The organism is Brachybacterium sp. 107, assembly GCF_052379725.1.
Taxonomy (GTDB): Bacteria; Actinomycetota; Actinomycetes; order Actinomycetales; family Dermabacteraceae; genus Brachybacterium.
Genome location: NZ_JBQSYW010000007.1, coordinates 84332 through 105844 on the forward strand (window position 1 = coordinate 84332; position 21513 = coordinate 105844).

Consider the following 21513-nt stretch of genomic DNA (forward strand, 5'->3'; position numbering starts at 1 on the left):
GACACCGCCTTTTCGACGACGAAGACGAAAGAGGAATCTGATGGGAACTTCTGCTGATGACATGACTCCGCTCGAGCGGATCGGTGCGTCACGCCGCCACTTCCTGGCGATCGCGGGAGCAGGCGCCGGCGCCTCGATGCTCGCCGCCTGCGCCGGTGGCGGCGGTGGCGGGGAGGAGAAGGAGGGGGGTGGTTCCGTCACCGGCGAGGGGGAGACCTCCGAGGAGAACCCTCTGGGTGTGGACGGGACCCTGCCTGTGAAGGCCGTGATCTTCGATGGCGGCTATGGCACCAAATATGCCGAGGACGCTGGGACGAAGTACGAGGAGATCTACACGGAGTCCAAGGTCACCGTCGACGCGACCGTCAACATCCAGCCCGACCTCCAGCCCCAGTTCGCCGGGGGCACCCCGCCGGATGTCTTCGACAACTCCGGCGCCCAGAAGCTCTCGATCGATGGGCTGATCGACCAGCTCGCGGACCTCGGCGATCTCCTCGCCGCCCCGATGGTCGACGGCGAGGGAACGATCGAGGAGAACTTGCTGCCCGGCGTCACCTCTCCAGGCATGTTCGACGGCAAGTTCCTCGGGATGAACTACGTCTACACGGTCTTCGCACTCTGGTACTCCGCCAAGGAGTTCGAGGAGAAGGGCTGGACGGTCCCGGAGACCTGGGACGACCTCATGACCCTCGGAGAAGAGGTCAAGGGGGAGGGACGCTACCTGTTCTCCTACGGCGGCCAGAACGCCTCGAACTACTACCAGGAGATGGCCCTGTCCATGGCCGCCAAGCTGGGCGGCCCCGAGGTGCTCACGAAGATCGACAACCTCGAGGAGGGCGCGTTTGAGCAGGACGCCGTCATCCAGGCGTTCGATGCGGTGGCCGCGGCCGTCGAGGCCGGCTACTTCGAGCCCGGCGGCGAAGGCATCAAGCACACCGATGCGCAGACCAACTGGGTGCAGGGCAAATCGGTGTTCTACCCCTCCGGTTCCTGGATCGAGAACGAGCAGGCCGACGTCACGCCCGAGGGCTATGCCATGACCGGCGCGCCGGTCCCGTCCCTCCCGGACAGCACGATGCCGTACGAGGCCTTCCACGGCACCGCGGCGGAGCAGTACTTCGTCCCCTCCGGTGGCGAGAACCCCACCGGCGGCGCCGAATTCCTGCGCGTGATGCTCTCCAAGGAGCAGGCGAAGAACTTCGCGGAGCTCACCAAGGCCCCCTCAGTCATCAAGGACACCGTGCCCGAGGACGGCTTCGGCTCCACCGCGCTCGCCTCGGTGAACGCGATGATCACTGCGGGAGGCGACAACACCTTCACCTACAACTTCTCCGATTGGTACGGCCTGGGCGCCGACTCGATCACCAGCTGGACGAAGTTCCTCAAGGGCGACATCGATTCAGCAACCCTCTCCGAGGAGCAGCAGGCCATGATCGACGCCGTTCGGGAGGACGACTCGATCACGAAGTTCAAGGCTGGTTCATGACCTCTCCCGATACCTTCGTCGGGCACGACGAGGCGGCGGCCACGACCACTCCGGTCGTGCGCCGCCGCCGTCGTCGGCCCTCCCTGGAGCGGATGCTGTTCTTCCTGGTGTTCCTGGGGCTTCCGCTCGTCGTCTACCTGATGTTCGTCGTCTCACCGTTCCTGCAGTCGTTCTACTACTCCCTGACGAACTGGTCGGGCCTCAGCCCGTCGATGGACTTCATCGGACTGGACAACTACGAGCGGATCTTCGGCGACGCCGTCTTCTGGAAGTCGCTGCGCAACAACCTGATCCTCCTGGTCATCCTGCCCACGATCACGATCACGCTCTCCTTCGCGCTCGCGGTCATGGTGACCATCGGCGGGAACACCCAGGGCGGAGTGCGTGGTGTCCGCGGCGCCGGGTTCTATCGGGTCATCAGCTTCTTCCCCTATGCCGTTCCGGCCGTCATCACGGGCATCCTGTTCAACTTCATCTACCACCCCGGTGGTGGCCTGCTGAACGGGTTCCTCAACCTCGTGGTGGGCGCCGTCAACGCGGTCATCGGACTGCTCGGGCTCGGGCCGGTCCCTGAGATCCACAACGCCTGGCTCGGCGATCAGCGCTTCGCCCTGGCCGCGGTGGCCTTCGCGATGATCTGGACCTTCGTCGGCTTCTACATGGTGCTGTTCGTCGCGTCGATCAAGTCGATCCCGTCCGAGGTCCTCGAGGCCGCTCGCATCGACGGCGCCGGGCGGCTGCGCACCGCTGTCCAGGTCGTCGCCCCGATGGTGCGGGACAACATCTCCACCGCCGTCGTCTACATCGGCATCTTCGCTCTGGACGCCTTCACCTTCATCTCTGTGATGACACCCAACGGAGGGACCGGCAACAGCACGAAGGTCGTGTCCCTGCACCTGTACCAGACCGCGTTCCGCGACGGCCGCTTCGGCGAGGCGAGCGCGATGGGCGTGATCATGGCGATCGTGACGATGCTGGTGGCCGTCCTGGTCATCACCGTCGGGCGACCCCGGAAGGACGAACGATGAACCCGACCACCACGCGTCCCGGCACTGGGCACGCGGACCAGCCCGCCGAGGCCGCCGCCACCGGTCAACGACGCGGCGGGAGCCGCGCGAGCCGCCCCCGCAGCAGCGAGGGACGGGGATACTCGGCCCTCCACCACATCATCCTCAGCATCTGGGCGCTGCTGGTGATCTTGCCCCTGCTGTGGACCGTCTACACCTCGTTCAAGACCTCGCAGGAGATCCTCACGGATCCCTTCGGCCTGCCGGCCGAGCCGCAGCTCGAGAACTACTCCCGGGCGTGGACCGAGGCCAAGATCGGCCAGTACTTCGCGAATACGCTGATCGTGGTCGGCTCCGCGCTGATCATCGTGATGCTGCTGGGCGCGATGTGCGCGTACATCCTGGCCCGGTACCGCTTCCCCGGGAACCGGGTGATCTACTTCGGAATGGTCGCTGGCCTCACGTTCCCGATCTTCCTCGCGGTGGTCCCGCTGTTCTTCGTGCTGCGGAACATGGGCCTGCTCGAGGGGCGTATGGGGCTCGTGGGGGTGACCCTGTCCTATGTCGCCTTCGCGCTGCCGTTCACGGTGTTCTTCCTGCACTCGTTCTTCGCGAGCCTGCCGGAGGAGATCGGCGAGGCGGCGGCCATCGACGGCGCCGGCGACTTCCGCACCTTCTTCCAGGTGATGCTGCCGATGGCGAAGCCGGGCCTCGCCTCGCTCGCCATCTTCAACTTCCTGGGCTTGTGGAACCAATACCTGCTGCCTTTGGTCCTCAACACCGACCGACGCAACTACGTGCTCGCCCAGGGGCTCGTGAACCTGCAGGCGCAGCAGGGCTACAAGGTCGACTGGGGAGGGATGTTCGCCTCGGTGGTGATCACCGTGATCCCGGTGATCGTGGTGTACGTGGTCTTCCAGCGCCAGCTGCAGGGCGGGGTCGGTCCCAGCACGAACAAGTGATCCGGGGCGTCCAGGGGCCGGCGCGGGCCTGCGCTGGGCCCTGCGGGCCAGTGCCGGTCGGCGCCGGCCGGTGCGGACCCGCACGGGCCGGCCGGGCGGGCTCCCGCGCGGACACGGAAGGGCAGTGGTGACAACCGGTCTCACCGTGTTCTGTGACCGGGTGCACCCGGGGTCCTCTTGTGGGGTACTGGGGCGTCTGGCAGACTAGACGAGTTGTCTGCGCGGACCGACATGCCCGGTTCCGTTCTCCGTAGGTCTCCGACCTGCGGCGAATGATCACCGGATGAGGTCCATCCCGAGGATGCGAACTCTGCCTCTGGCAGAGATTGCGCATCGATACGAGGGAACAGTTGCAGAACCAGCCGATTCTCGGCGGCCGAAAGCTGGGCTCGTGTGCCCCGCAGAGGCCGACACGCCCGTCCTCGGGTACCGGGGATCGGTTGTATCCATGCCAGACGAAAGAGAGACAGGACGCCATGGCGGGACAGAAGATCCGCATCCGGCTCAAGTCGTACGACCACGAGGTGATCGACACCTCTGCGCGCAAGATCGTGGACACGGTCACCAGCGCGGGCGCGACTGTTGTGGGCCCGGTGCCGCTGCCGACGGAGAAGAACGTGTTCTGTGTGATCCGTTCTCCCCACAAGTACAAGGACTCCCGTGAGCATTTCGAGATGCGCACGCACAAGCGACTGATCGACATCGTCGATCCCACGCCCAAGGCTGTGGACTCGCTCATGCGCCTCGATCTGCCTGCGGATGTCAACATCGAGATCAAGCTCTGAGGCAGGTGGACATGAGCAACGAACTGACCGGCCAGAAGGCCCGTCCGGTGTCCGGCGTGCTCGGCACCAAGCTCGGCATGACCCAGGTCTGGGACGAGAACGGAAAGCTCGTTCCCGTGACCGTCGTGCAGACCGGTGCCAACGTCGTGACCCAGATCCGGTCCATCGAGACCGACGGCTACGACGCCGTGCAGATCGCCTACGGGCAGATCGATCCGCGCAAGGTGTCGGGCCCGCTCCGCGGCCACTTCGAGAAGGCCGGCGTGACCCCTCGCCGTCACCTCGTCGAGCTGCGCACCGGCAACGCCGCTGACTACTCGCTGGGACAGGAGATCGACGCGTCGGTCTTCGAGTCCGGCCAGAAGGTCGACGTCGTCGGCACCTCCAAGGGCAAGGGCACCGCGGGCGTCATGAAGCGCCACGGGTTCGCCGGTGTCGGCGCCTCCCATGGTGCGCATCGCAACCACCGCAAGCCCGGTTCCATCGGTGGCGCCTCCACCCCCGGTCGCGTCTTCAAGGGCCAGCGCATGGCTGGCCGTATGGGCAGCGACCGCACCAGTGTCCAGAACCTGACCGTTCACGCGGTCGACGTCGAGAAGGGCCTCGTGCTCGTCAAGGGTGCCGTTCCCGGCCCCAAGGGCGGCCTCGTGCTCGTCCGCTCGGCTGTCAAGAGCCCCGCGAAGGAGGCCTGAGCCCGATGGCAGCGAATCTGACTGTCGACGTGCTCGATACGGCCGGTAAGAAGTCCGGCACCGTCGAGCTGCCCGCGTCGATCTTCGACGTGCAGACCAGCGTCCCCCTGATCCACCAGGTGGTCGTCGCCCAGCAGGCGGCCGCTCGTCAGGGCACCCACAAGACCAAGACCCGCGCCGAGGTGCGTGGCGGCGGCAAGAAGCCCTGGAAGCAGAAGGGCACCGGTCGTGCCCGTCAGGGCTCCCTCCGCGCCCCGCAGTTCGCCGGTGGTGGCGTCGTGCACGGCCCCGTGCCGCGCGACTACAGCCAGCGCACCCCGAAGAAGATGAAGGCCGCCGCCCTGCGCGGAGCCCTCTCGGATCGGGCCCGCAACGGTCGTATCCACGTGATCTCGTCCCTGCTGACCGGGGATGTCGCGTCCACCAAGGCCGCGCGCGTCACCCTGTCCTACGTCTCCGACCGCCGGCACCTGCTGGTCGTCGTGCGTCGTGACGACGATCTGGGCGCGCTCAGCTCGCGCAACCTGCCTGCCACCCACGTCCTGTACGCGGACCAGGTGAACACCTACGACGTCATGCGTTCCGACGACGTGGTCTTCACCTCCGGTGCGCTCGAGGACTTCGTGGCCCAGGCAACCCTGGCTCGTCCCACCTCCTCCTTCGCCACGGCGAAGGCCGCTGCTGCCGCTCCGGCCGCTGCGGTGGACGATGCTCCCTACGGTGCAGGTTCGGCGGCCCCCGTGGCCGACGGCTCCGCTCCCGAGGGCTTCACCATCAAGGGCAACCAGGACTCGATGAAGTTCCACACCGAGGATTCCCCGTGGTACGGACGTACCAAGGCTGAGGTCTGGTTCGCGACCGAGGAGGCCGCCAAGGCCGCCGGGTTCGCGAACGCGGTCAAGGAGTCCTCGACGGACGAGGAGGACTCGAAGTGACCTCACTGAACAAGGATCCCCGCGACGTCCTGCTGGCCCCGGTTGTCTCCGAGAAGAGCTACGGGCTGATGGACAACGGCAAGTACACCTTCCTGGTGGACGCCCGCGCCAACAAGACCGAGATCAAGATCGCCGTCGAATCGATTTTCGACGTCAAGGTCTCCTCGGTGAACACGATCAACCGTCAGGGCAAGTCGCGCCGTACGCGCTTCGGGACCGGCAAGCGCAACGACACGAAGCGCGCCATCGTCACCCTGACTGACGGAGCCATCGACATCTTCGGAGGGTCGGTCGCCTGAGGCGGCCGATATCCGAGGAGCCGAAGAGAGTCTGAGGGAATCCCACATGGCAATTCGTAAGAGCAAGCCGACCACGCCCGGTCGTCGTTTCTCGAGTGGCGCCGACTTCGTCGAGGTCACCCGGTCGACGCCGGAGAAGTCGCTGGTCCGCCCGCTGTCCAAGTCAGGCGGCCGTAACAACAACGGTCGCATCACCTCCCGTCACCGGGGCGGTGGCCACAAGCGTGCCTACCGCGTGATCGACTTCCGTCGCCACGACAAGGACGGCGTCAACGCCAAGGTCGCTCACATCGAGTACGACCCCAACCGCACCGCGCGCATCGCGCTGCTGCACTACGTCGACGGCGAGAAGCGGTACATCCTCGCCCCGGCCAAGCTGCGTCAGGGTGACTGGATCGAGAACGGCGCAGGGTCGGACATCAAGCCCGGCAACAACCTGCCGCTGCGCAACATCCCGCTCGGTACCGTCCTCCACGCGATCGAGCTCCGCCCCGGTGGCGGCGCGAAGATCGCCCGAAGCGCCGGCAGCTCCGTGCAGCTGGTCGCCAAGGAAGGTCCGTATGCGCAGCTGCGCATGCCGTCCGGCGAGATCCGCAACGTCGATGCGCGCTGCCGCGCGACCATCGGCGAGGTCGGCAACGCCGAGCAGTCCAACATCAACTGGGGCAAGGCCGGCCGCATGCGCTGGAAGGGCAAGCGCCCTCACGTGCGTGGCGTCGTCATGAACCCCGTGGATCACCCCCATGGTGGCGGCGAAGGCCGCACCTCCGGTGGTCGTCATCCGGTGTCGCCCTGGGGTCAGCCCGAGGGCCGTACCCGTCGACCGGGCAAGGAGAGCGACAAGCTCATCGTGCGCCGTCGTCGGTCCGGCAAGAAGCGCTGATAGGGAGAATCAGGAACTATGCCTCGCAGTATCGCCAAGGGCCCCTTCGTGGACGACCACCTTCAGAAGAAGGTGGATGTCCAGAACGAGAAGGGCACCAAGAATCTGATCAAGACCTGGTCGCGTCGTTCGGTGGTCACACCGGACTTCCTCGGCCACACCTTCGCAGTGCACGACGGTCGCAAGCACGTCACGGTGTTCATCACCGAGTCGATGGTCGGCCACAAGCTCGGCGAGTTCGCTCCCACGCGGACTTTCAAGGGCCACGAGAAGGACGACAGAAAGGGCCGTCGCCGCTGACCTGAGGTCAGCACGACAGCACGTCCCGACACCCAGAAGAAAGCAGGACAGCAATGGAAGCCAAGGCGCAGGTGCGGCATCTCCGCATGTCGCCCATGAAGGCTCGCCGCGTTGTGGACCTGATTCGTGGCAAGAGCACGGCCGAGGCACTGGACATTCTGCGGTTCGCCCCGCAGGCCGCCAGTGAGCCCGTCCGAAAGCTCGTCGAGTCCGCGATCGCCAACGCGCGGGTGAAGGCAGATCAGGCAGGGGAGCGCTTCGATGAGCGCGAACTCGCCGTCTCTGCCGCATTCGTCGACGAAGGCCCGACCATGAAGCGGTTCCAGCCGCGTGCACAGGGTCGAGCCTTCCAGATCAAGAAGCGCAGCAGCCACGTCACCGTGGTCGTCGCTCCCGTGAAGAAGTAAGGAGTCCCGTATGGGCCAGAAGGTCAATCCGAATGGGTTCCGTCTCGGGATCACGACGGAGCACAGCAGCCGGTGGTTCGCTGATTCCTCCAAGGAGGGTCAGCGCTACCGCGACTACGTGAAGGAAGACGTCGCGATCCGCGAGCTCATGTCCAAGGGCATGGAGCGAGCCGGTATCTCGAAGGTCGAGATCGAGCGCACCCGTGATCGTGTGCGCGTCGACCTCCACACCGCCCGCCCGGGCATCGTCATCGGGCGTCGTGGCGCGGAGGCCGAGCGTCTGCGCGGTGCGCTGGAGAAGCTCACCGGTAAGCAGATCCAGCTGAACATCCTCGAGGTCAAGAACCCCGAGGCCGATTCCCAGCTGGTCGCTCAGGGCATCGCCGAGCAGCTCGCCGCCCGTGTCTCCTTCCGCCGTGCGATGCGCAAGGGCATGCAGTCCGCGCAGCGCGCCGGTGCGAAGGGCATCCGAGTGGCCGTCTCCGGTCGCCTCGGTGGCGCCGAGATGAGCCGTAGCGAGTTCTATCGTGAGGGACGCGTGCCGCTGCACACCCTCCGTGCGAACATCGATTATGGCTTCTACGAGGCCAAGACCGCCTTCGGCCGTATCGGCGTGAAGGTGTGGATCTACAAGGGCGACGTCACCGCCAAGGAGCTCGCGGCCCAGCAGGCCGCCTCGCAGGGTCCCCGCTCCGGCGGACGGGGCGGCCCGCGTGCAGAGCGCCCGCGTGGCCGTCGTAACGAGCGCAACGCCACCGCACGTCGGGACGGCAGCACGGAGGGCGCAGCACAGACTGCCGCTCCTGCCGCAGCTCCCGCCGAGCAGCCGGCTTCCGCTCCCGTCCAGCAGTCCGGAACGGAGGCCTGAGCGACATGCTGATCCCCCGCAGGACCAAGCACCGCAAGCAGCACCACCCGACCCGCAGCGGCATGGCCAAGGGCGGCACCGATCTCGCGTTCGGCGACTACGGCATCCAGGCGCTCGCGCCTGCCTACGTCACCAACCGCCAGATCGAGGCTGCACGTATCGCCATGACCCGCTACATGAAGCGTGGCGGCAAGGTGTTCATCAACATCTACCCCGATCGTCCTCTCACCAAGAAGCCTGCCGAGGTCCGCATGGGCTCTGGTAAGGGTTCGGTCGAGTGGTGGATCGCCAATATCAAGCCGGGACGCGTTATGTTCGAGATCGCCGGCGTCGAAGAGGAGGTTGCTCGCGAGGCTCTGCGCCTGGCGATGCACAAGCTCCCCATGAAGTGCCGCATTCTGAGCCGAGAGGGTGGTGACATCTGATGGCAGCGACCAAGCTCACCGCCGAAGAAATCGACAAGCTGGACGATCCGAAGCTGGTCGAGGAGCTGGCGAAGGCCAAGGACGAGCTGTTCAAGCTTCGTTTCCAGTCGGCCACCGGACAGCTCGAGAGCTCCGGCCGCCTGCGGTCCGTCAAGAAGGACATCGCACGGATCTACACGATCCTGCGCGAGCGCGAGCTGGGCATCCGTCAGGCGCCCGGCAGCGCCGAGTGACCGCGAAGCGAGGAACAGAGATGACTGAGAACACCCAGGCCGAGACCCCGGCCGTCGAGGAGCTCGACAAGGAAGGCGCGCACGCGTCCTCCAGCGAGCGTCCCTACCGCAAGACCGTTCGCGGCTTCGTGGTCTCCGACAAGATGGAGAAGACGATCGTCGTCGAGGTCGAGGAGCGTGTGAAGCACGCTCGGTACGGCAAGGTCACGACCAAGACCAGCAAGTTCAAGGCCCACGACGAGGAGAACACCGCCGGTATCGGCGACCGTGTCGTCCTCATGGAGACCCGCCCGATGTCCGCCTCCAAGCGGTGGCGTCTGGTCGAGGTCACCGAGCGAGCCAAGTGAGCCCGCGGTCCTCGTGACCGCATCAGGATCGTCCGAAGGGCCGGTTCTCCCCACGGGGAGGACCGGCCCTTCGGTCGTCCCGGAGCATCTCTCGCCCACGGTGCGCGAGGCGGGACGACTCAGCAGGTGCGTGAACCGGGACGATTCAGCTGGGGTGCGTCAGGTGCACGAGCAGCGCCCCGGCGTAGGCATCCTCCGCCTGCGGGGCACGGATGTCACGGAGCGCTGCGCCACCAGCGGGGGAGAGGACGACAATGAAGACCCCGTCCTCCTCCCGCCGGAGCCCGCGGAACGCGGTGCCCAGTGCTGCGCGCAGTTGGTCCTCCCGCGGAATCCACAGCGCCTCGTGCTGCTCGATCGAGTCCAGCGCCCATTCCGTGGTGCCGTTGAACCGGAACACCTGTCCGCCGGCCAGTCCCGGCCCGCGCTCGATCACCATGGAGGAGAGCATGAACGCCTTGTCGCGCATCTGCTCGGTGTCGATCATGAAGAGGTCCCCGTCCGCGGGCTCCCAGGGGAGGCCTGCGTCCTTGAGTCGCCGTGCGACGTCGATGTCGATCATGGACAGAGTCTAAGGCGCTCCTCCTGTGTCATCTCGGCCGTCACGAGAGCAAGCACACACCAGGTTGATGCCCCTCGCAGGGTGACACCGCCACGTGGTAGCGCGTAGTCTTGAGCAGTTGCCGGACGACTGTCCCTGAGCGCCCCTGGGTGCCCGGGAGCTGGAGTCCGTGACAGGATCCGGTACCACCAGATCCCTCCTCGTCGGAGACCTTGCACGAGAAGCGAACGTTCTGCGTTCCCCATGCTAGTGCGTGAGTCCGGCTGAGGGCTTTTTGGTGCCCGGGGCCCGTCGTCGGTGACGCCCCCGGTCCATGCTGTGACCAGGGACGATGCCGGGCATGGTCCACATTCCGTTCCGCAAGGCTCGGTCGTCCCGCTCCCGCGGGGCGGAAGAGAACCGGTGAGACGATAGGAGAACGAGTGATTCAGCAGGAGTCGCGACTGAAGGTCGCCGACAACACGGGTGCCAAGGAGATTCTGTGCATCCGCGTTCTCGGTGGCTCCGGTCGCCGTTACGCCAGCATCGGGGACACCATCGTGGCGACCGTCAAGGACGCCATCCCCGGTGGCAACGTCAAGAAGGGCGACGTCATCAAGGCGGTCGTCGTCCGCACGTCCAAGGAGCGTCGGCGTGCCGACGGGTCCTACATCCGCTTCGACGAGAACGCAGCGGTGATCCTCAAGGCCGACGGCGAGCCGCGCGGTACGCGCATCTTCGGCCCTGTCGGTCGCGAGCTGCGCGACAAGCGCTTCATGAAGATCATCTCGCTGGCACCGGAGGTGCTGTGATATGGCAAAGATGAAGATCAAGAAGGGCGATCTCGTCCAGGTCATCACCGGTCGCTCGAGCGACGGCGACAAGCTCGCCGCGCGCGGGCTCGAGGCCGGCGACAAGGGCAAGCAGGGTCGTGTGCTCCAGGTGTTCCCCGACACGGGGCGCGTCCTCGTCGAGGGCATCAACCGGCGCACGCACCACCTCAAGCCGAACCAGGCGGGGGGCGCGGGCGGCATCGAGCAGCGCGAGGCCTCCCTGCACGTCTCGAACGTGGCTCTGGTCGATCCTGAGGACAACAAGCCGACCAAGGTCGGGTACCGCGTCGAGACCGTCGAGCTCGAGAACGGCCGCTCCAAGCAGGTGCGTGTCCGCTTCGCGAAGCGCTCCGGGAAGGACATCTGATGAGCGAGACCGCTACCCAGACGCCCACCCCGCGTCTGAAGACGAAGTACAACGACACCATCAAGACGGAGCTGACCGAGCAGTTCGGTTACGAGAACGTCATGCTGGTGCCCGGAGTGACCAAGATCGTCGTGAACATGGGTGTCGGCGACGCCGCCCGCGACTCCAAGGTCATCGACGGCGCCATCCGCGACCTCGCAGCCATCACCGGCCAGAAGCCGCAGGTCACCAAGGCTCGCAAGTCCATCGCGCAGTTCAAGCTGCGTGAAGGCATGCCGATCGGTGCGCACGTCACACTGCGCAACGCTCGCATGTGGGAGTTCCTGGACCGTCTGCTGTCGACCGCGCTGCCGCGTATCCGCGATTTCCGTGGACTGTCGCCGAAGCACTTCGACGGCAACGGCAACTACACCTTCGGTCTCACGGAGCAGGTCATGTTCCACGAGATCGACCAGGACAAGATCGATCGCGTCCGCGGTATGGACATCACGGTCGTGACCACGGCGAAGACCGACGACGAGGGACGCGCGCTGCTCAAGCTGCTCGGCTTCCCCTTCAAGGAGAACTGATATGGCGAAGACAGCCCTGATCAAGAAGTCGGAGCGCAAGCCCAAGTTCGCTGTGCGCGGCTACACCCGGTGCCAGCGCTGCGGTCGTCCGCACTCCGTGTATCGCAAGTTCGGACTCTGCCGAGTCTGCCTTCGCGAGATGGCTCACCGCGGTGAGCTCCCCGGCGTGACCAAGAGCAGCTGGTAAGGACTACCGCCAGAGGTCCCGAGGCACAGCAATGATGCCGAGGGAAACCAGGTGAGGAAGAAGCAACAGACATGACCATGACCGACCCGATCGCGGACATGCTGACGCGGATCCGTAACGCCTCAGGGGCGTACCACGAGACCGCGTCCATGCCGTACTCGAAGTTGAAGGCCCGCATTGCGGACATCCTGAAGGCAGAGGGCTACATCCTCGGCTGGACCGAGGAAGAGGCCGAGGTGGGCAGCAAGCTCGTCCTCGAGCTCAAGTACGCGGACAGCCGTGAGCGTGCCATCTCCGGGATTCGTCGCATCTCGAAGCCGGGCCTGCGTGTGTACGCGAAGTCCACCAACCTGCCCAAGGTCCTCGGCGGACTGGGCGTGGCGATCCTGTCCACGTCCTCCGGCCTTCTGACCGACAAGCAGGCAGCCAAGAAGGGTGTGGGTGGGGAAGTCCTCGCCTACATCTGGTGAGCGGGAGAGGAGACTAACTACTATGTCCCGCATCGGACGCCTGCCGGTTGCAGTACCGGCCACTGTCCAGAACGTCACCATCGAGGATCGCACCGTCAAGGTGACCGGTCCCAAGGGCGAGCTCAAGCACCACGTGCCCGAGCCCATCACCGTCGAGCGCGGTGAGGACGGCTCCATCGTGGTCAGCCGCCCCGACGACGAGCGCGAGAGCAGGTCGCTCCACGGCCTGACCCGCACGCTCATCAACAACATGGTCCTCGGTGTCACCGAGGGCTACACCAAGAAGCTGGAGATCGTGGGCACGGGCTACCGTGTGACCGCGAAGGGCACCGACCTCGAGTTCGCCCTCGGCTTCTCCCACCCCGTCTCGGTGAAGGCGCCTCAGGGCATCACCTTCTCCGTCGAGTCGCCGACCAAGTTCTCGGTCGCCGGCATCGACAAGCAGCAGGTGGGCGAGGTCGCCGCGAACATCCGCAAGATCCGTAAGCCGGAGCCCTACAAGGGCAAGGGCGTGCGGTACGCGGACGAAGTCGTGGTGCGCAAGGCCGGAAAGGCTGGTAAGTGATCATGGGTTACGCACTCAAGCACACCAAGGGCAACCGCGGCAGCAAGCTGCGCTCGCGCGGCCGTCGTCACCTGCGTGTCCGTCGTCGCGTCGTCGGCACCGCCCTGCGTCCGCGCCTGGTGGTCACCCGCTCGTCGCGTCACGTCTTCGTCCAGGTCGTCGACGACGCGCTGGGCAAGACCATCGCGTCGGCATCGACCATGGAGGCCGACCTGCGCGGCTCCGAGGCGCCCAAGGCGGACAAGGCTCGCACCGTCGGTGCACTTGTCGCCGAGCGCGCCAAGGCGGCCGGGATCGACTCCGTCGTGTTCGATCGCGGCGGCAACAAGTACCACGGTCGCGTGGCCGCCATCGCAGATGGCGCTCGCGAAGCAGGCCTGGCGCTGTGACCGCCCCCCGGACACAGGACGAGAAGAGGATCTGAATATGGCTGCACAGCAGCGGAACAACGGTCCCGCGGCCTCCGGCCGGCGGGACGACAATTCCACCACCAACAACACCGATCGCGGCGCCCGTCAGGGCGGCAACGACCGCGGTGGCCGTCAGGGTGGCCGCGGGCGCGGACAGGAAGCCGAGAAGTCGGCCTTCCTCGAGCGCGTCGTGAGCATCAACCGCGTGTCGAAGGTCGTCAAGGGCGGCCGTCGTTTCTCCTTCACCGCCCTTGTGGTGGTGGGTGACGGCGACGGCACCGTGGGCGTCGGCTACGGCAAGGCCAAGGAGGTGCCCGCGGCGATCGCCAAGGGTGTCGAGGAAGCGAAGAAGAACTTCTTCCGCGTTCCCCGCATCCAGGGCACCGTCGTGCACCCGGTCCAGGGTGAGGATGCAGCAGGCGTCGTCCTGCTCCGTCCGGCCGCCCCGGGTACCGGTGTGATCGCCGGCGGTCCGGTTCGCGCCGTGCTCGAGTGCGCCGGAGTGCACGATGTGCTCTCCAAGTCGCTCGGCTCGACGAACCAGATCAACATCGTGCGGGCGACCGTCGATGCCCTGAAGCAGCTCGAGGAGCCGGAGGCCGTGGCAGCACGTCGTGGCCTCTCGGTCGAGCACGTCGCCCCGGCGGCACTGCTCCGGGCACAGGCCGAGGGCCGCGCAGCTGCCCGGGCCGCGAAGGTGGGTGCCTGATGCAGATCAAGGTGACCCAGGTTCGTTCCGACATCGGCGGTAGCCAGAGCCAGCGCGCCACCCTGCGAGGCCTCGGCCTCAAGCGCATCGGTGACACGGTGGTGAAGGAAGATCGCCCTGAGATCCGCGGCATGGTCCGCACCGTCACGCACCTGGTGACGTTCGAAGAGGTGGACTGACTCTCATGACTGATTCCAACCAGAACCCCCTGAAGCTTCACGACCTGCGCCCCGCGCCGGGTTCCAAGACCGCGCGCACCCGCGTCGGTCGTGGTGAGGCCTCCAAGGGCAAGACCGCCGGACGTGGCACCAAGGGCACCAAGGCCCGCAACACGGTGCGCCTCGGCTTCGAGGGTGGGCAGATGCCTATGCATATGCGCCTCCCGAAGCTGCGCGGTTTCACCAATCCCTTCCGCGTCGAGTACCAGGTCGTGAACCTGTCGGCCCTGCAGGAGCTGTTCCCCGAGGGTGGCACTGTCACGGTCGAGGATCTCGTCGCCCAGGGCGCCGTGCGCAAGAACCAGCCCGTCAAGGTGCTGGGCACCGGTGAGGTCAGCGTCAAGCTCGACATCACTGCACAGAAGTTCTCCGCTTCGGCGGAGAAGAAGATCGCGGCGGCCGGCGGTTCCGTCACCACCGCGTGAGTCTCTTTTGACGGGGCACCGCGGCGCAGAATAATCTGTGCTGCGGTGCCCCGTCGTCATACCGGGGCTGGTCCGACACGTCGCGGGACTTCCGCGACAGCCGGACGGACCGGGACGTCCTACGGTCCTGTCCCCGGACCTCCAGGAGGGAAACTGGTGAACTCGTTCGTGCGCGCGCTGCGCACCCCCGAGCTGAGGGCGAAGATCTTCTTCACCCTCGGCCTGCTCGCCATCTATCGACTTGGCGTCTTCATCCCGACCCCGGGATTCGACTACACCAACGTGATGATGTGCTCCGAGCAGTCGATGTCGGGACAAGGCGCCTCCGCGATGGGCATGATCAACATGTTCTCCGGCGGCGCACTGCTGCAGCTCTCCGTCTTCTCATTGGGCGTCATGCCCTACATCACCGCCTCGATCATCGTGCAGCTGCTGCGCGTCGTGATCCCTCGCTTCGAGGCCCTCCACAAGGAGGGCGCCTCGGGGACGGCCAAGCTCACCCAGTACACGCGCTACCTGACGATCGGTCTGGGCGTGCTCCAGGCGACCACGATCATCACGCTGGTGCGCTCGGGTCAGTTCTTCGTGGGCTGCAACCTCACGCTGGTGCCGGATCAGTCGATCCCCGCGCTCCTGCTGATGGTGCTCGCCATGACCGTCGGCACCGTGCTGATCATGTTCATGGGCGAGATGATCACCGAACGCGGCATCGGCAACGGCATGTCGCTGATGATCTTCACGTCGATCGCCGCCTCGTTCCCGGGCGCCATGAGTCAGGTCTTCGAGCTCCAGGGCTGGATGACCTTCGGCCTCGTCATCCTCGTGGCCCTCGTGGTCATGATCGGTGTCGTCTTCGTCGAGCAGTCGCAGCGCCGGATCCCGGTGCAGTACGCGAAGCGCATGGTGGGTCGCCGCATGTACGGCGGCACCTCGACCTACATCCCGGTCAAGGTCAACCAGGCCGGCGTCATCCCCGTCATCTTCGCCTCCTCGATCCTCTCGCTGCCGCAGATGGCCGCGTCCTTCGGGGACCCCGAGGCCGGGTGGGTGCAGTGGGTCAACCAGCACCTCGTGATGGGCGGTGCGTCCTTCTCCTGGATCTACGCCCTGGTCTACGTCACGTTGATCGTGTTCTTCGCGTTCTTCTACGTGTCGATCACCTTCAACGCGGAGGAGATCGCCGACAACATGAAGAAGTACGGCGGGTTCGTGCCCAACGTGCGGGCGGGCAAGCCCACCGAGCGCTACCTGCGCTACGTGATCAACCGGATCCAGACCCCCGGCGCGATGTACCTCGCGGTGATCTCGCTGATGCCCCTGCTCGCCCTGACCTACCTCGGCGCCTCGCAGAACTTCCCGTTGGGCGGTGTGTCGCTGCTGATCATCATCGGCGTCGGCCTCGACACCGTGAAGCAGATCGATGCGAAGCTCCAGCAGCACCACTATGAAGGGATTCTTCGGTGACCAGCCCCGACCTCTCGACCGATTCCGCCAGCACCCGGGCTCCGGCCGGTTCTGCCCGCCGACTGCTGATCGTCGGTCCTCCCGGCGCCGGCAAGGGCACCCAGGCCGTGCGTCTCGCGGAGTCGCTGTCGATCCCGGCGATCTCGACCGGTGACATCTTCCGCGCGAACGTGTCCCAGGAGACCGAGCTCGGTGTGCTCGCGAAGTCCTACATGGACAAGGGGGAGTACGTCCCCGACTCGGTCACCAACGACATGGTGCGCTCGCGCCTGGCCGAGGACGACGCCCAGGCCGGCTTCCTGCTGGATGGCTACCCCCGCACCCTGGACCAGGTGGACGCTCTCGACGGCGTGCTGACCGAGCTGGGGACCACGCTCGACGCCGTGCTCCTGCTCGAGGTCGAGACCGAGGCCGTCGTGGCACGGCTCGTCGCCCGTGGTGAGGAGCAGGGCCGCAGCGACGACACCGAGGAGACCATCCGTCGCCGCCTCGACGTCTACGCCGAGCAGACCGCCCCGCTGATCGATGTCTACGACGGCCGCGGCCTCGTGCGCCGCGTGGACGGCATGGCCTCCATCGACGAGGTGACCGCTGCGCTGCAGGAGGCGCTCGCAGCACGATGAGCATCCTCTCGGAGCGGGTGGAGCTGAAGACGCCCGAGCAGATCCTGGTGATGCGGCGCAGCGGGTACCTGCTGCACCGCGTGCACGACCTGCTCGAGCAGAGCATCCGTCCCGGCATCACCACGAACGAGCTGGATCGGCTCGCCCACGAGATGATCCGTGACGAGGGCGCGACGCCGAACTTCCTGGGCTACCAGGGGTACCCGGCCACGGTGTGCATCAGCGTCAACGACGTCGTGGTCCACGGCATCCCTGATGACCAGCCGCTCCATGAGGGCGACATCGTCTCCATCGACGGCGGTCTGATCATCGACGGATGGCACTCCGACGCGGCGCGCACCCACATCGTGGGAACGCCGCGCTCCGTGGCGGACGAGGACCTCGTGCGCACCACGCGCGAGGCGATGTGGGCCGGCATCGCCGCCCTCGCGACCGCGCAGCGGGTCGGCGAGGTCGGTGCGGCGATCGAGGACTACGTCTCCGAAGCGGCGGGGGAGTCCCTCTCGCACCTCGAGGGCTTCGGGGGCCATGGCATCGGCACCGCGATGCACCAGGCCCCGGACGTCATGAACTACCGCACGCGCTCCCGCGGGCCGAAGGTCCGTACGGGCATGTGCCTCGCGATCGAGCCGATGCTCATCCAGGGCCCCGGGGCCTGGGAGCTCGAGGACGACGACTGGACCGTGCGCGCCACGGCCGGCGGCAGGGCAGCCCACAGCGAGCACTCGGTCGCCGTGACCGATGCCGGGCTGCTGGTGCTGACCGCGGGGGACGGCGGCGCCGCCGAGCTCACGCTGCGCGGGGTCACCGCCGCTCCGGATCCCCTGGACGCCGCGGGCCGCTGAGTCCGTCGCGCCGGATCGGGAGGGTCAGCCGTCCCTGTGCAGGTGACGTGATCGGCGTCATCCCGGGGAGCGTGGCCGTTCCCGGGGAGTCCGTGTAAGCTCGACGACTGGGTGTGCTCCGTGCGCGACGTCTTCGTCGTGTGCAGTCTGCAGTCCCGTCGTGCAGTGCGTCGGCCGGTTCCGCCGGTCCGTCCTGTCGCGCGGACGACGCGCTCCGGCGTCACCCACGTCGACCACCGTACCGTCACCCGACGGTCGGTGTGCATGGACTGAGTATTCATCGAATGCGGAACTCGGCCACCGGCTCGCCGGAGGCGAGAGATTGGGGAGGCATGGCGAAGAAGGACGGCGTGATCGAAGTCGAGGGCGTCATCACGGAGGCGCTCGCGAATGCGCGTTTCCGCGTGGAGCTCGACAACGGGCACAAGGTGCTCGCGCACATCTCCGGGAAGATGCGCCAGCACTACATCCGTATCCTTCCCGAGGACCGAGTGGTCGTCGAGCTGAGCCCCTACGACCTCGACCGCGGCCGCATCGTGTACCGCTACAAGTGATCGTCCCGGGAGAAGGAAAGCTATGAAGGTCAAGCCGAGCGTCAAGCCGATCTGTGACAACTGCAAGGTGATTCGTCGCCACTCGCGTGTCATGGTCATCTGCTCGAACCCGCGTCACAAGCAGCGCCAGGGCTGAGCGGAGCACTCCGCCCATCCCGGCAACAGCCGTGACGGCCACCCTCGAGGTGGCAGCCCCACTGGGGCACCGTCCGATCATTCGGACAGACAACAGAAGAACCGACACCACCGGCCCTCGGGCCGGCCACCCGCAGCGCGGAGGCTGCGGCGTCCTGGCAACAGAACCGGACGAGGTATCGGATCAGGCCTCCGAGACAGTAGGAGAATCTGCACATGGCACGTCTGGTGGGAGTAGACCTTCCGCGCGAAAAGCGCCTCGAAGTCGCCCTGACGTACATCTTCGGCATGGGACGCACCCGCGCCCTCGAGACGCTGGCTGCGACCGGCGTCTCCGGCGACACGCGCGTGCGCGAGCTGACGGACGACGAGCTCGTCAAGCTCCGCGACCACATCGAGGAGAACTACCGGATCGAGGGTGATCTGCGTCGTGAGGTCGCCGCTGACATCCGCCGCAAGGTCGAGATCGGCAGCTACCAGGGCCTGCGTCACCGCCGCGGCCTGCCGGTCCACGGACAGCGCACGAAGACCAACGCGCGTACCCGTAAGGGCCCCAAGCGCACCGTCGCCGGCAAGAAGAAGACTCGCTGACCCACGGCATCCGCCGTCGGACCGCGAGCCCTTCCGAGGCCGCAGTCACTTCGCGCCGTTGAGGGATCCGGCGCACCCGATACCCACCAGAGGAGTTCCGCCGTATGGCAACCAAGACCCGTCAGGCCGCTGCGCGCAAGCCGCGCCGCAAGGACAAGAAGAACATCGTCAACGGTCAGGCTCACATCAAGAGCACGTTCAACAACACGATCGTGTCCATCACGGACCCGACCGGCGCCGTCATCTCCTGGGCTTCGGCCGGGCAGGTCGGCTTCAAGGGCTCGCGCAAGTCGACCCCGTACGCCGCGCAGATGGCCGCTGAGTCGGCCGCGCGTCAGGCGCAGGAGCACGGCATGAAGAAGGTCGACGTCTTCGTCAAGGGCCCGGGCTCCGGTCGCGAGACCGCGATCCGCTCGCTGACCGCGACCGGCCTCGAGGTCGGCTCGATCCAGGACGTCACCCCGCAGCCGCACAACGGCACCCGCCCGGCCAAGCGCCGCCGCGTCTGATCGTCGTCGGCCGTCTCGGGATCTCGGATCCTGCTCCGGACGGCCGACCCAGGTGCCGGGCCGGCTCAGGCCGTGCCCGGCGCCCCTGGACATCACCCATCCTCTAGGCCCACCGCCCCCTTCTGAGCGTCATATGGCGGACGCTCGCAGAAAGGATCCACAGTGCTCATTGCACAGCGCCCCACGCTGACCGAAGAGGTCGTGTCGGACAACCGCTCCCGGTTCGTCATCGAGCCGCTCGAGCCGGGCTTCGGCTACACCCTCGGCAACTCCCTGCGTCGCACCCTGCTGTCCTCGATCCCCGGAGCTGCGGTCACCTCGATCCGCATCGACGGCGTGCTGCACGAGTTCAGCACCGTCCCCGGCGTCAAGGAGGACATCACCGAGGTCATCCTCAACATCAAGAACCTCGTCGTCTCCTCGGAGAACGACGAGCCCGTCGTGATGTACCTGCGCCGTGAGGAAGCCGGTCGCGTGACCGCCGCCGACATCACCCCGCCGGCCGGCGTCGAGATCCACAACCCCGACCTCCACATCGCGACCCTGAACGAGAAGGGCCGTCTGGAGATCGAGCTGATCGTCGAGCGCGGTCGTGGCTACGTCTCGGCCTCGCAGAACAAGGCCCTCGACGGAGAGATCGGTCGTGTCCCGATCGACTCGATCTACTCGCCGGTCCTCAAGGTGACCTACAAGGTCGAGGCGACCCGTGTCGAGCAGCGCACCGACTTCGACAAGCTCATCGTCGACGTCGAGGCCAAGCCGGCCATCAGCCCGCGTGACGCCATGGCGTCGGCCGGCAAGACGCTGGTCGAGCTGTTCGGTCTGGCTCACGAGCTGAACCAGGAGGCGGAGGGCATCGAGATCGGCCCGTCGCCGACCGATCAGGCTCTCGCCGCCGATCTGGCGCTGCCGATCAACGACCTCAACCTCACGGTGCGGTCGTACAACTGCCTCATGCGCGAGGGTGTGCACACCGTCGGTGAGCTGACCGCCCGTTCCGAGGCCGATCTGCTCGACATCCGCAACTTCGGGCAGAAGTCCATCGACGAGGTCAAGGCGAAGCTCGCCGATCTCGGACTGTCGCTGAAGGATTCCCCGGCCGGGTTCGACCCGTCCGCCCTGGAGTCCTACTCCGACGACTTCGGCGACCAGTACTGACCTTTATCTTTAACTAGGAGAACGACCATGCCTACCCCCACCAAGGGTGCGCGCCTCGGCGGATCCCCCGCGCACGAGCGGATGATCCTCGCCGGCCTCGCCACCGAGCTGTTCCGCCACAAGGCGATCACCACCACGGAGACCAAGGCCAAGCGCCTGCGTCCCTACGCGGAGCGTCTCGTCACGTTCGCGAAGAAGGGTGACCTCGCCTCGCGTCGTCGCGTCATGCGCGTCGTCCGCGACCGCGGCGTCGTCTACTCGCTGTTCGAGGAGATCGCCCCGACCTTCTCGGAGCGTCCCGGCGGCTACACCCGCATCACCAAGGTGGCTCCCCGCAAGGGCGACAACGCCCCCATGGCAGTCATCGAGCTCGTCCAGGAGGAGTTCTCCGCGAAGCAGTCCGTGGTGAAGGAGGCTGAGGGCGCCGCCAAGGGTGCTTCGGCGTCCGACGCCGCAGCGGAGACCGCGACCGAGGAGAGCACCGCTCCCTTCGGCGAGGATTCCTACAAGGGCGACACCCCGCCCGAGGGCTTCGACATCAAGGGCAACGAGGACTCGATGAAGTTCCACACCCCCGAGTCGCCCTGGTACGACCGCACGGTCGCCGAGGTCTGGTTCCGCACCGCCGAGGCCGCCGAGACCGCCGGCTTCGTCAATGCGAAGCCGTCCGCCGACGAGGCCGACGAGGCCTGATCGACGCCTTGCTCGCGG

34 protein-coding genes are annotated in these 21513 nt (G+C 66.5%); 33 read left to right on the plus strand and 1 reads right to left on the minus strand.

The features are described from left to right. Positions 1-61: 61 nt before the first annotated feature. The 14 genes from ngcE to rpsQ all read left to right on the plus strand — a co-directional run bounded on the left by ngcE (position 62) and on the right by rpsQ (position 9629). Complete coding sequence (ngcE, locus tag ACT3UL_RS09780) at positions 62-1486, plus strand: N-acetylglucosamine/diacetylchitobiose ABC transporter substrate-binding protein (RefSeq protein WP_444578053.1); 1425 nt, start codon at positions 62-64, stop codon at positions 1484-1486. Then, positions 1483-2514, plus strand: coding sequence for a carbohydrate ABC transporter permease (locus ACT3UL_RS09785; protein ID WP_444578054.1), 1032 nt, complete (start codon positions 1483-1485; stop codon positions 2512-2514). The genes ngcE and ACT3UL_RS09785 overlap by 4 nt, the downstream gene beginning before the upstream one ends. Then, a complete protein-coding gene (locus tag ACT3UL_RS09790) occupies positions 2511-3455 on the plus strand; it encodes a carbohydrate ABC transporter permease (RefSeq protein WP_444578055.1) in 945 nt (314 codons plus the stop codon). The genes ACT3UL_RS09785 and ACT3UL_RS09790 overlap by 4 nt, the downstream gene beginning before the upstream one ends. Before the next feature lie 476 nt (positions 3456-3931). Then, complete coding sequence (gene rpsJ, locus ACT3UL_RS09795) at positions 3932-4240, plus strand: 30S ribosomal protein S10 (protein ID WP_087484116.1); 309 nt, start codon at positions 3932-3934, stop codon at positions 4238-4240. Positions 4241-4251: 11 nt separating this feature from the next. Further along, a complete protein-coding gene (gene rplC / locus ACT3UL_RS09800) occupies positions 4252-4932 on the plus strand; it encodes a 50S ribosomal protein L3 (RefSeq protein WP_193116789.1) in 681 nt (226 codons plus the stop codon). Positions 4933-4937: 5 nt separating this feature from the next. Further along, complete coding sequence (rplD, locus tag ACT3UL_RS09805; RefSeq protein ID WP_444578056.1) at positions 4938-5867, plus strand: 50S ribosomal protein L4, sunset domain variant; 930 nt, start codon at positions 4938-4940, stop codon at positions 5865-5867. Further along, the gene (gene rplW / locus ACT3UL_RS09810) at positions 5864-6166 is read left to right on the plus strand and encodes a 50S ribosomal protein L23 (RefSeq protein WP_193116791.1); all 303 of its coding nucleotides are present in this window, start codon (positions 5864-5866) and stop codon (positions 6164-6166) included. Before rplD ends, rplW begins: the two co-directional genes overlap by 4 nt. Before the next feature lie 46 nt (positions 6167-6212). Next, positions 6213-7049, plus strand: coding sequence for a 50S ribosomal protein L2 (gene rplB / locus ACT3UL_RS09815; RefSeq protein ID WP_444578057.1), 837 nt, complete (start codon positions 6213-6215; stop codon positions 7047-7049). Positions 7050-7067: 18 nt separating this feature from the next. After that, positions 7068-7349, plus strand: a complete 282-nt coding sequence (gene rpsS, locus ACT3UL_RS09820; RefSeq protein WP_096163286.1) for a 30S ribosomal protein S19 — start codon at positions 7068-7070, stop codon at positions 7347-7349. A 53-nt stretch (positions 7350-7402) separates the two neighbouring features. Beyond that, the gene (gene rplV, locus ACT3UL_RS09825; protein WP_193116793.1) at positions 7403-7756 is read left to right on the plus strand and encodes a 50S ribosomal protein L22; all 354 of its coding nucleotides are present in this window, start codon (positions 7403-7405) and stop codon (positions 7754-7756) included. A gap of 10 nt (positions 7757-7766) precedes the next feature. Then, positions 7767-8624: a 30S ribosomal protein S3 gene (gene rpsC / locus ACT3UL_RS09830; protein ID WP_444578058.1), complete on the plus strand. Its 858-nt coding sequence runs from the start codon at positions 7767-7769 to the stop codon at positions 8622-8624. A gap of 5 nt (positions 8625-8629) precedes the next feature. Continuing rightward, positions 8630-9049 (plus strand): 50S ribosomal protein L16, encoded by a 420-nt coding sequence (gene rplP, locus ACT3UL_RS09835; RefSeq protein WP_444578059.1) that lies wholly within the window; start codon positions 8630-8632, stop codon positions 9047-9049. Next, entirely contained in the window at positions 9049-9282 is a 234-nt protein-coding gene (gene rpmC, locus ACT3UL_RS09840) for a 50S ribosomal protein L29 (protein WP_193116796.1), read from the plus strand. Before rplP ends, rpmC begins: the two co-directional genes overlap by 1 nt. A gap of 20 nt (positions 9283-9302) precedes the next feature. After that, on the plus strand, positions 9303-9629 hold the full coding sequence (rpsQ, locus tag ACT3UL_RS09845; protein ID WP_444578060.1) for a 30S ribosomal protein S17: 327 nt from the start codon (positions 9303-9305) through the stop codon (positions 9627-9629). Positions 9630-9774: 145 nt separating this feature from the next. On the opposite strand, the gene ACT3UL_RS09850 is transcribed toward rpsQ, so the two are convergent. After that, positions 9775-10191, minus strand: coding sequence for a hypothetical protein (locus tag ACT3UL_RS09850; RefSeq protein WP_444578061.1), 417 nt, complete (start codon positions 10189-10191; stop codon positions 9775-9777). A gap of 422 nt (positions 10192-10613) precedes the next feature. Between ACT3UL_RS09850 and rplN the strand changes: the two genes are divergently transcribed. The 19 genes from rplN (at position 10614) to rplQ (ending at position 21495) form a co-directional block, all read left to right on the plus strand. Then, positions 10614-10982 carry a 50S ribosomal protein L14 gene (gene rplN, locus ACT3UL_RS09855; protein WP_193116799.1) on the plus strand — a complete coding sequence of 123 codons (369 nt, stop codon included), beginning with the start codon at positions 10614-10616 and terminating at the stop codon, positions 10980-10982. Between the two features lies 1 nt (position 10983). Next, positions 10984-11370: a 50S ribosomal protein L24 gene (rplX, locus tag ACT3UL_RS09860; protein ID WP_343925877.1), complete on the plus strand. Its 387-nt coding sequence runs from the start codon at positions 10984-10986 to the stop codon at positions 11368-11370. Continuing rightward, positions 11370-11939: a 50S ribosomal protein L5 gene (gene rplE, locus ACT3UL_RS09865; RefSeq protein WP_444578062.1), complete on the plus strand. Its 570-nt coding sequence runs from the start codon at positions 11370-11372 to the stop codon at positions 11937-11939. The genes rplX and rplE overlap by 1 nt, the downstream gene beginning before the upstream one ends. 1 nt (position 11940) lies before the next feature. Then, positions 11941-12126, plus strand: a complete 186-nt coding sequence (locus ACT3UL_RS09870) for a type Z 30S ribosomal protein S14 (protein WP_193103395.1) — start codon at positions 11941-11943, stop codon at positions 12124-12126. A 71-nt stretch (positions 12127-12197) separates the two neighbouring features. Then, a complete protein-coding gene (gene rpsH / locus ACT3UL_RS09875; RefSeq protein ID WP_444578063.1) occupies positions 12198-12596 on the plus strand; it encodes a 30S ribosomal protein S8 in 399 nt (132 codons plus the stop codon). A gap of 22 nt (positions 12597-12618) precedes the next feature. Next, positions 12619-13161, plus strand: a complete 543-nt coding sequence (gene rplF / locus ACT3UL_RS09880) for a 50S ribosomal protein L6 (protein ID WP_444578064.1) — start codon at positions 12619-12621, stop codon at positions 13159-13161. 2 nt (positions 13162-13163) lie between these two features. Then, complete coding sequence (gene rplR / locus ACT3UL_RS09885; RefSeq protein WP_444578065.1) at positions 13164-13550, plus strand: 50S ribosomal protein L18; 387 nt, start codon at positions 13164-13166, stop codon at positions 13548-13550. Positions 13551-13587: 37 nt separating this feature from the next. Then, positions 13588-14280, plus strand: coding sequence for a 30S ribosomal protein S5 (gene rpsE / locus ACT3UL_RS09890; RefSeq protein WP_444578066.1), 693 nt, complete (start codon positions 13588-13590; stop codon positions 14278-14280). Continuing rightward, positions 14277-14459: a 50S ribosomal protein L30 gene (gene rpmD / locus ACT3UL_RS09895; protein ID WP_158542032.1), complete on the plus strand. Its 183-nt coding sequence runs from the start codon at positions 14277-14279 to the stop codon at positions 14457-14459. The genes rpsE and rpmD overlap by 4 nt, the downstream gene beginning before the upstream one ends. Before the next feature lie 5 nt (positions 14460-14464). Further along, positions 14465-14923: a 50S ribosomal protein L15 gene (rplO, locus tag ACT3UL_RS09900; RefSeq protein ID WP_444578067.1), complete on the plus strand. Its 459-nt coding sequence runs from the start codon at positions 14465-14467 to the stop codon at positions 14921-14923. A gap of 156 nt (positions 14924-15079) precedes the next feature. After that, the gene (gene secY, locus ACT3UL_RS09905; RefSeq protein ID WP_444578068.1) at positions 15080-16387 is read left to right on the plus strand and encodes a preprotein translocase subunit SecY; all 1308 of its coding nucleotides are present in this window, start codon (positions 15080-15082) and stop codon (positions 16385-16387) included. After that, on the plus strand, positions 16384-17010 hold the full coding sequence (locus tag ACT3UL_RS09910) for an adenylate kinase (protein WP_444578069.1): 627 nt from the start codon (positions 16384-16386) through the stop codon (positions 17008-17010). Before secY ends, ACT3UL_RS09910 begins: the two co-directional genes overlap by 4 nt. Then, positions 17007-17855 (plus strand): type I methionyl aminopeptidase, encoded by an 849-nt coding sequence (map, locus tag ACT3UL_RS09915; protein ID WP_444578070.1) that lies wholly within the window; start codon positions 17007-17009, stop codon positions 17853-17855. The genes ACT3UL_RS09910 and map overlap by 4 nt, the downstream gene beginning before the upstream one ends. Positions 17856-18187: 332 nt before the next feature. After that, positions 18188-18409, plus strand: coding sequence for a translation initiation factor IF-1 (infA, locus tag ACT3UL_RS09920; RefSeq protein WP_193116807.1), 222 nt, complete (start codon positions 18188-18190; stop codon positions 18407-18409). Between the two features lie 22 nt (positions 18410-18431). After that, positions 18432-18545, plus strand: coding sequence for a 50S ribosomal protein L36 (gene rpmJ / locus ACT3UL_RS09925; RefSeq protein ID WP_010532506.1), 114 nt, complete (start codon positions 18432-18434; stop codon positions 18543-18545). A gap of 215 nt (positions 18546-18760) precedes the next feature. Next, positions 18761-19135, plus strand: coding sequence for a 30S ribosomal protein S13 (gene rpsM, locus ACT3UL_RS09930; protein WP_444578071.1), 375 nt, complete (start codon positions 18761-18763; stop codon positions 19133-19135). A gap of 104 nt (positions 19136-19239) precedes the next feature. Next, positions 19240-19644 (plus strand): 30S ribosomal protein S11, encoded by a 405-nt coding sequence (gene rpsK / locus ACT3UL_RS09935; RefSeq protein WP_193116809.1) that lies wholly within the window; start codon positions 19240-19242, stop codon positions 19642-19644. Positions 19645-19806: 162 nt separating this feature from the next. Continuing rightward, positions 19807-20802, plus strand: coding sequence for a DNA-directed RNA polymerase subunit alpha (locus ACT3UL_RS09940; RefSeq protein ID WP_444578072.1), 996 nt, complete (start codon positions 19807-19809; stop codon positions 20800-20802). Between the two features lie 27 nt (positions 20803-20829). Further along, positions 20830-21495 carry a 50S ribosomal protein L17, sunset domain variant gene (gene rplQ, locus ACT3UL_RS09945; RefSeq protein ID WP_444578073.1) on the plus strand — a complete coding sequence of 222 codons (666 nt, stop codon included), beginning with the start codon at positions 20830-20832 and terminating at the stop codon, positions 21493-21495. The last annotated feature ends 18 nt before the right edge of the window (positions 21496-21513 follow it).

What these genes read in the sequence shown, in the direction of transcription:
- rpmC (WP_193116796.1), top strand. Translation starts at nt 9,049, where the DNA reads ATGGCAGCGACCAAGCTCACCGCCGAAGAAATCGACAAGCTGGACGAT.
- rplB (WP_444578057.1), top strand. Translation starts at nt 6,213, where the DNA reads ATGGCAATTCGTAAGAGCAAGCCGACCACGCCCGGTCGTCGTTTCTCG.
- ACT3UL_RS09850 (WP_444578061.1), bottom strand. Translation starts at nt 10,191, where the DNA reads ATGATCGACATCGACGTCGCACGGCGACTCAAGGACGCAGGCCTCCCC.
- rplF (WP_444578064.1), top strand. Translation starts at nt 12,619, where the DNA reads ATGTCCCGCATCGGACGCCTGCCGGTTGCAGTACCGGCCACTGTCCAG.
- rpsS (WP_096163286.1), top strand. Translation starts at nt 7,068, where the DNA reads ATGCCTCGCAGTATCGCCAAGGGCCCCTTCGTGGACGACCACCTTCAG.
- rpsC (WP_444578058.1), top strand. Translation starts at nt 7,767, where the DNA reads ATGGGCCAGAAGGTCAATCCGAATGGGTTCCGTCTCGGGATCACGACG.
- rplR (WP_444578065.1), top strand. Translation starts at nt 13,164, where the DNA reads ATGGGTTACGCACTCAAGCACACCAAGGGCAACCGCGGCAGCAAGCTG.
- ngcE (WP_444578053.1), top strand. Translation starts at nt 62, where the DNA reads ATGACTCCGCTCGAGCGGATCGGTGCGTCACGCCGCCACTTCCTGGCG.
- ACT3UL_RS09785 (WP_444578054.1), top strand. Translation starts at nt 1,483, where the DNA reads ATGACCTCTCCCGATACCTTCGTCGGGCACGACGAGGCGGCGGCCACG.
- rpsE (WP_444578066.1), top strand. Translation starts at nt 13,588, where the DNA reads ATGGCTGCACAGCAGCGGAACAACGGTCCCGCGGCCTCCGGCCGGCGG.
- ACT3UL_RS09870 (WP_193103395.1), top strand. Translation starts at nt 11,941, where the DNA reads ATGGCGAAGACAGCCCTGATCAAGAAGTCGGAGCGCAAGCCCAAGTTC.
- rplV (WP_193116793.1), top strand. Translation starts at nt 7,403, where the DNA reads ATGGAAGCCAAGGCGCAGGTGCGGCATCTCCGCATGTCGCCCATGAAG.
- rpsK (WP_193116809.1), top strand. Translation starts at nt 19,240, where the DNA reads ATGGCAACCAAGACCCGTCAGGCCGCTGCGCGCAAGCCGCGCCGCAAG.
- map (WP_444578070.1), top strand. Translation starts at nt 17,007, where the DNA reads ATGAGCATCCTCTCGGAGCGGGTGGAGCTGAAGACGCCCGAGCAGATC.
- rpsH (WP_444578063.1), top strand. Translation starts at nt 12,198, where the DNA reads ATGACCATGACCGACCCGATCGCGGACATGCTGACGCGGATCCGTAAC.
- rplX (WP_343925877.1), top strand. Translation starts at nt 10,984, where the DNA reads ATGGCAAAGATGAAGATCAAGAAGGGCGATCTCGTCCAGGTCATCACC.
- rplE (WP_444578062.1), top strand. Translation starts at nt 11,370, where the DNA reads ATGAGCGAGACCGCTACCCAGACGCCCACCCCGCGTCTGAAGACGAAG.
- rpsM (WP_444578071.1), top strand. Translation starts at nt 18,761, where the DNA reads ATGGCACGTCTGGTGGGAGTAGACCTTCCGCGCGAAAAGCGCCTCGAA.
- rplO (WP_444578067.1), top strand. Translation starts at nt 14,465, where the DNA reads ATGACTGATTCCAACCAGAACCCCCTGAAGCTTCACGACCTGCGCCCC.
- rpmJ (WP_010532506.1), top strand. Translation starts at nt 18,432, where the DNA reads ATGAAGGTCAAGCCGAGCGTCAAGCCGATCTGTGACAACTGCAAGGTG.
- rplQ (WP_444578073.1), top strand. Translation starts at nt 20,830, where the DNA reads ATGCCTACCCCCACCAAGGGTGCGCGCCTCGGCGGATCCCCCGCGCAC.
- rplP (WP_444578059.1), top strand. Translation starts at nt 8,630, where the DNA reads ATGCTGATCCCCCGCAGGACCAAGCACCGCAAGCAGCACCACCCGACC.
- rplC (WP_193116789.1), top strand. Translation starts at nt 4,252, where the DNA reads ATGAGCAACGAACTGACCGGCCAGAAGGCCCGTCCGGTGTCCGGCGTG.
- ACT3UL_RS09790 (WP_444578055.1), top strand. Translation starts at nt 2,511, where the DNA reads ATGAACCCGACCACCACGCGTCCCGGCACTGGGCACGCGGACCAGCCC.
- rpsJ (WP_087484116.1), top strand. Translation starts at nt 3,932, where the DNA reads ATGGCGGGACAGAAGATCCGCATCCGGCTCAAGTCGTACGACCACGAG.
- rplD (WP_444578056.1), top strand. Translation starts at nt 4,938, where the DNA reads ATGGCAGCGAATCTGACTGTCGACGTGCTCGATACGGCCGGTAAGAAG.
- rpsQ (WP_444578060.1), top strand. Translation starts at nt 9,303, where the DNA reads ATGACTGAGAACACCCAGGCCGAGACCCCGGCCGTCGAGGAGCTCGAC.
- infA (WP_193116807.1), top strand. Translation starts at nt 18,188, where the DNA reads ATGGCGAAGAAGGACGGCGTGATCGAAGTCGAGGGCGTCATCACGGAG.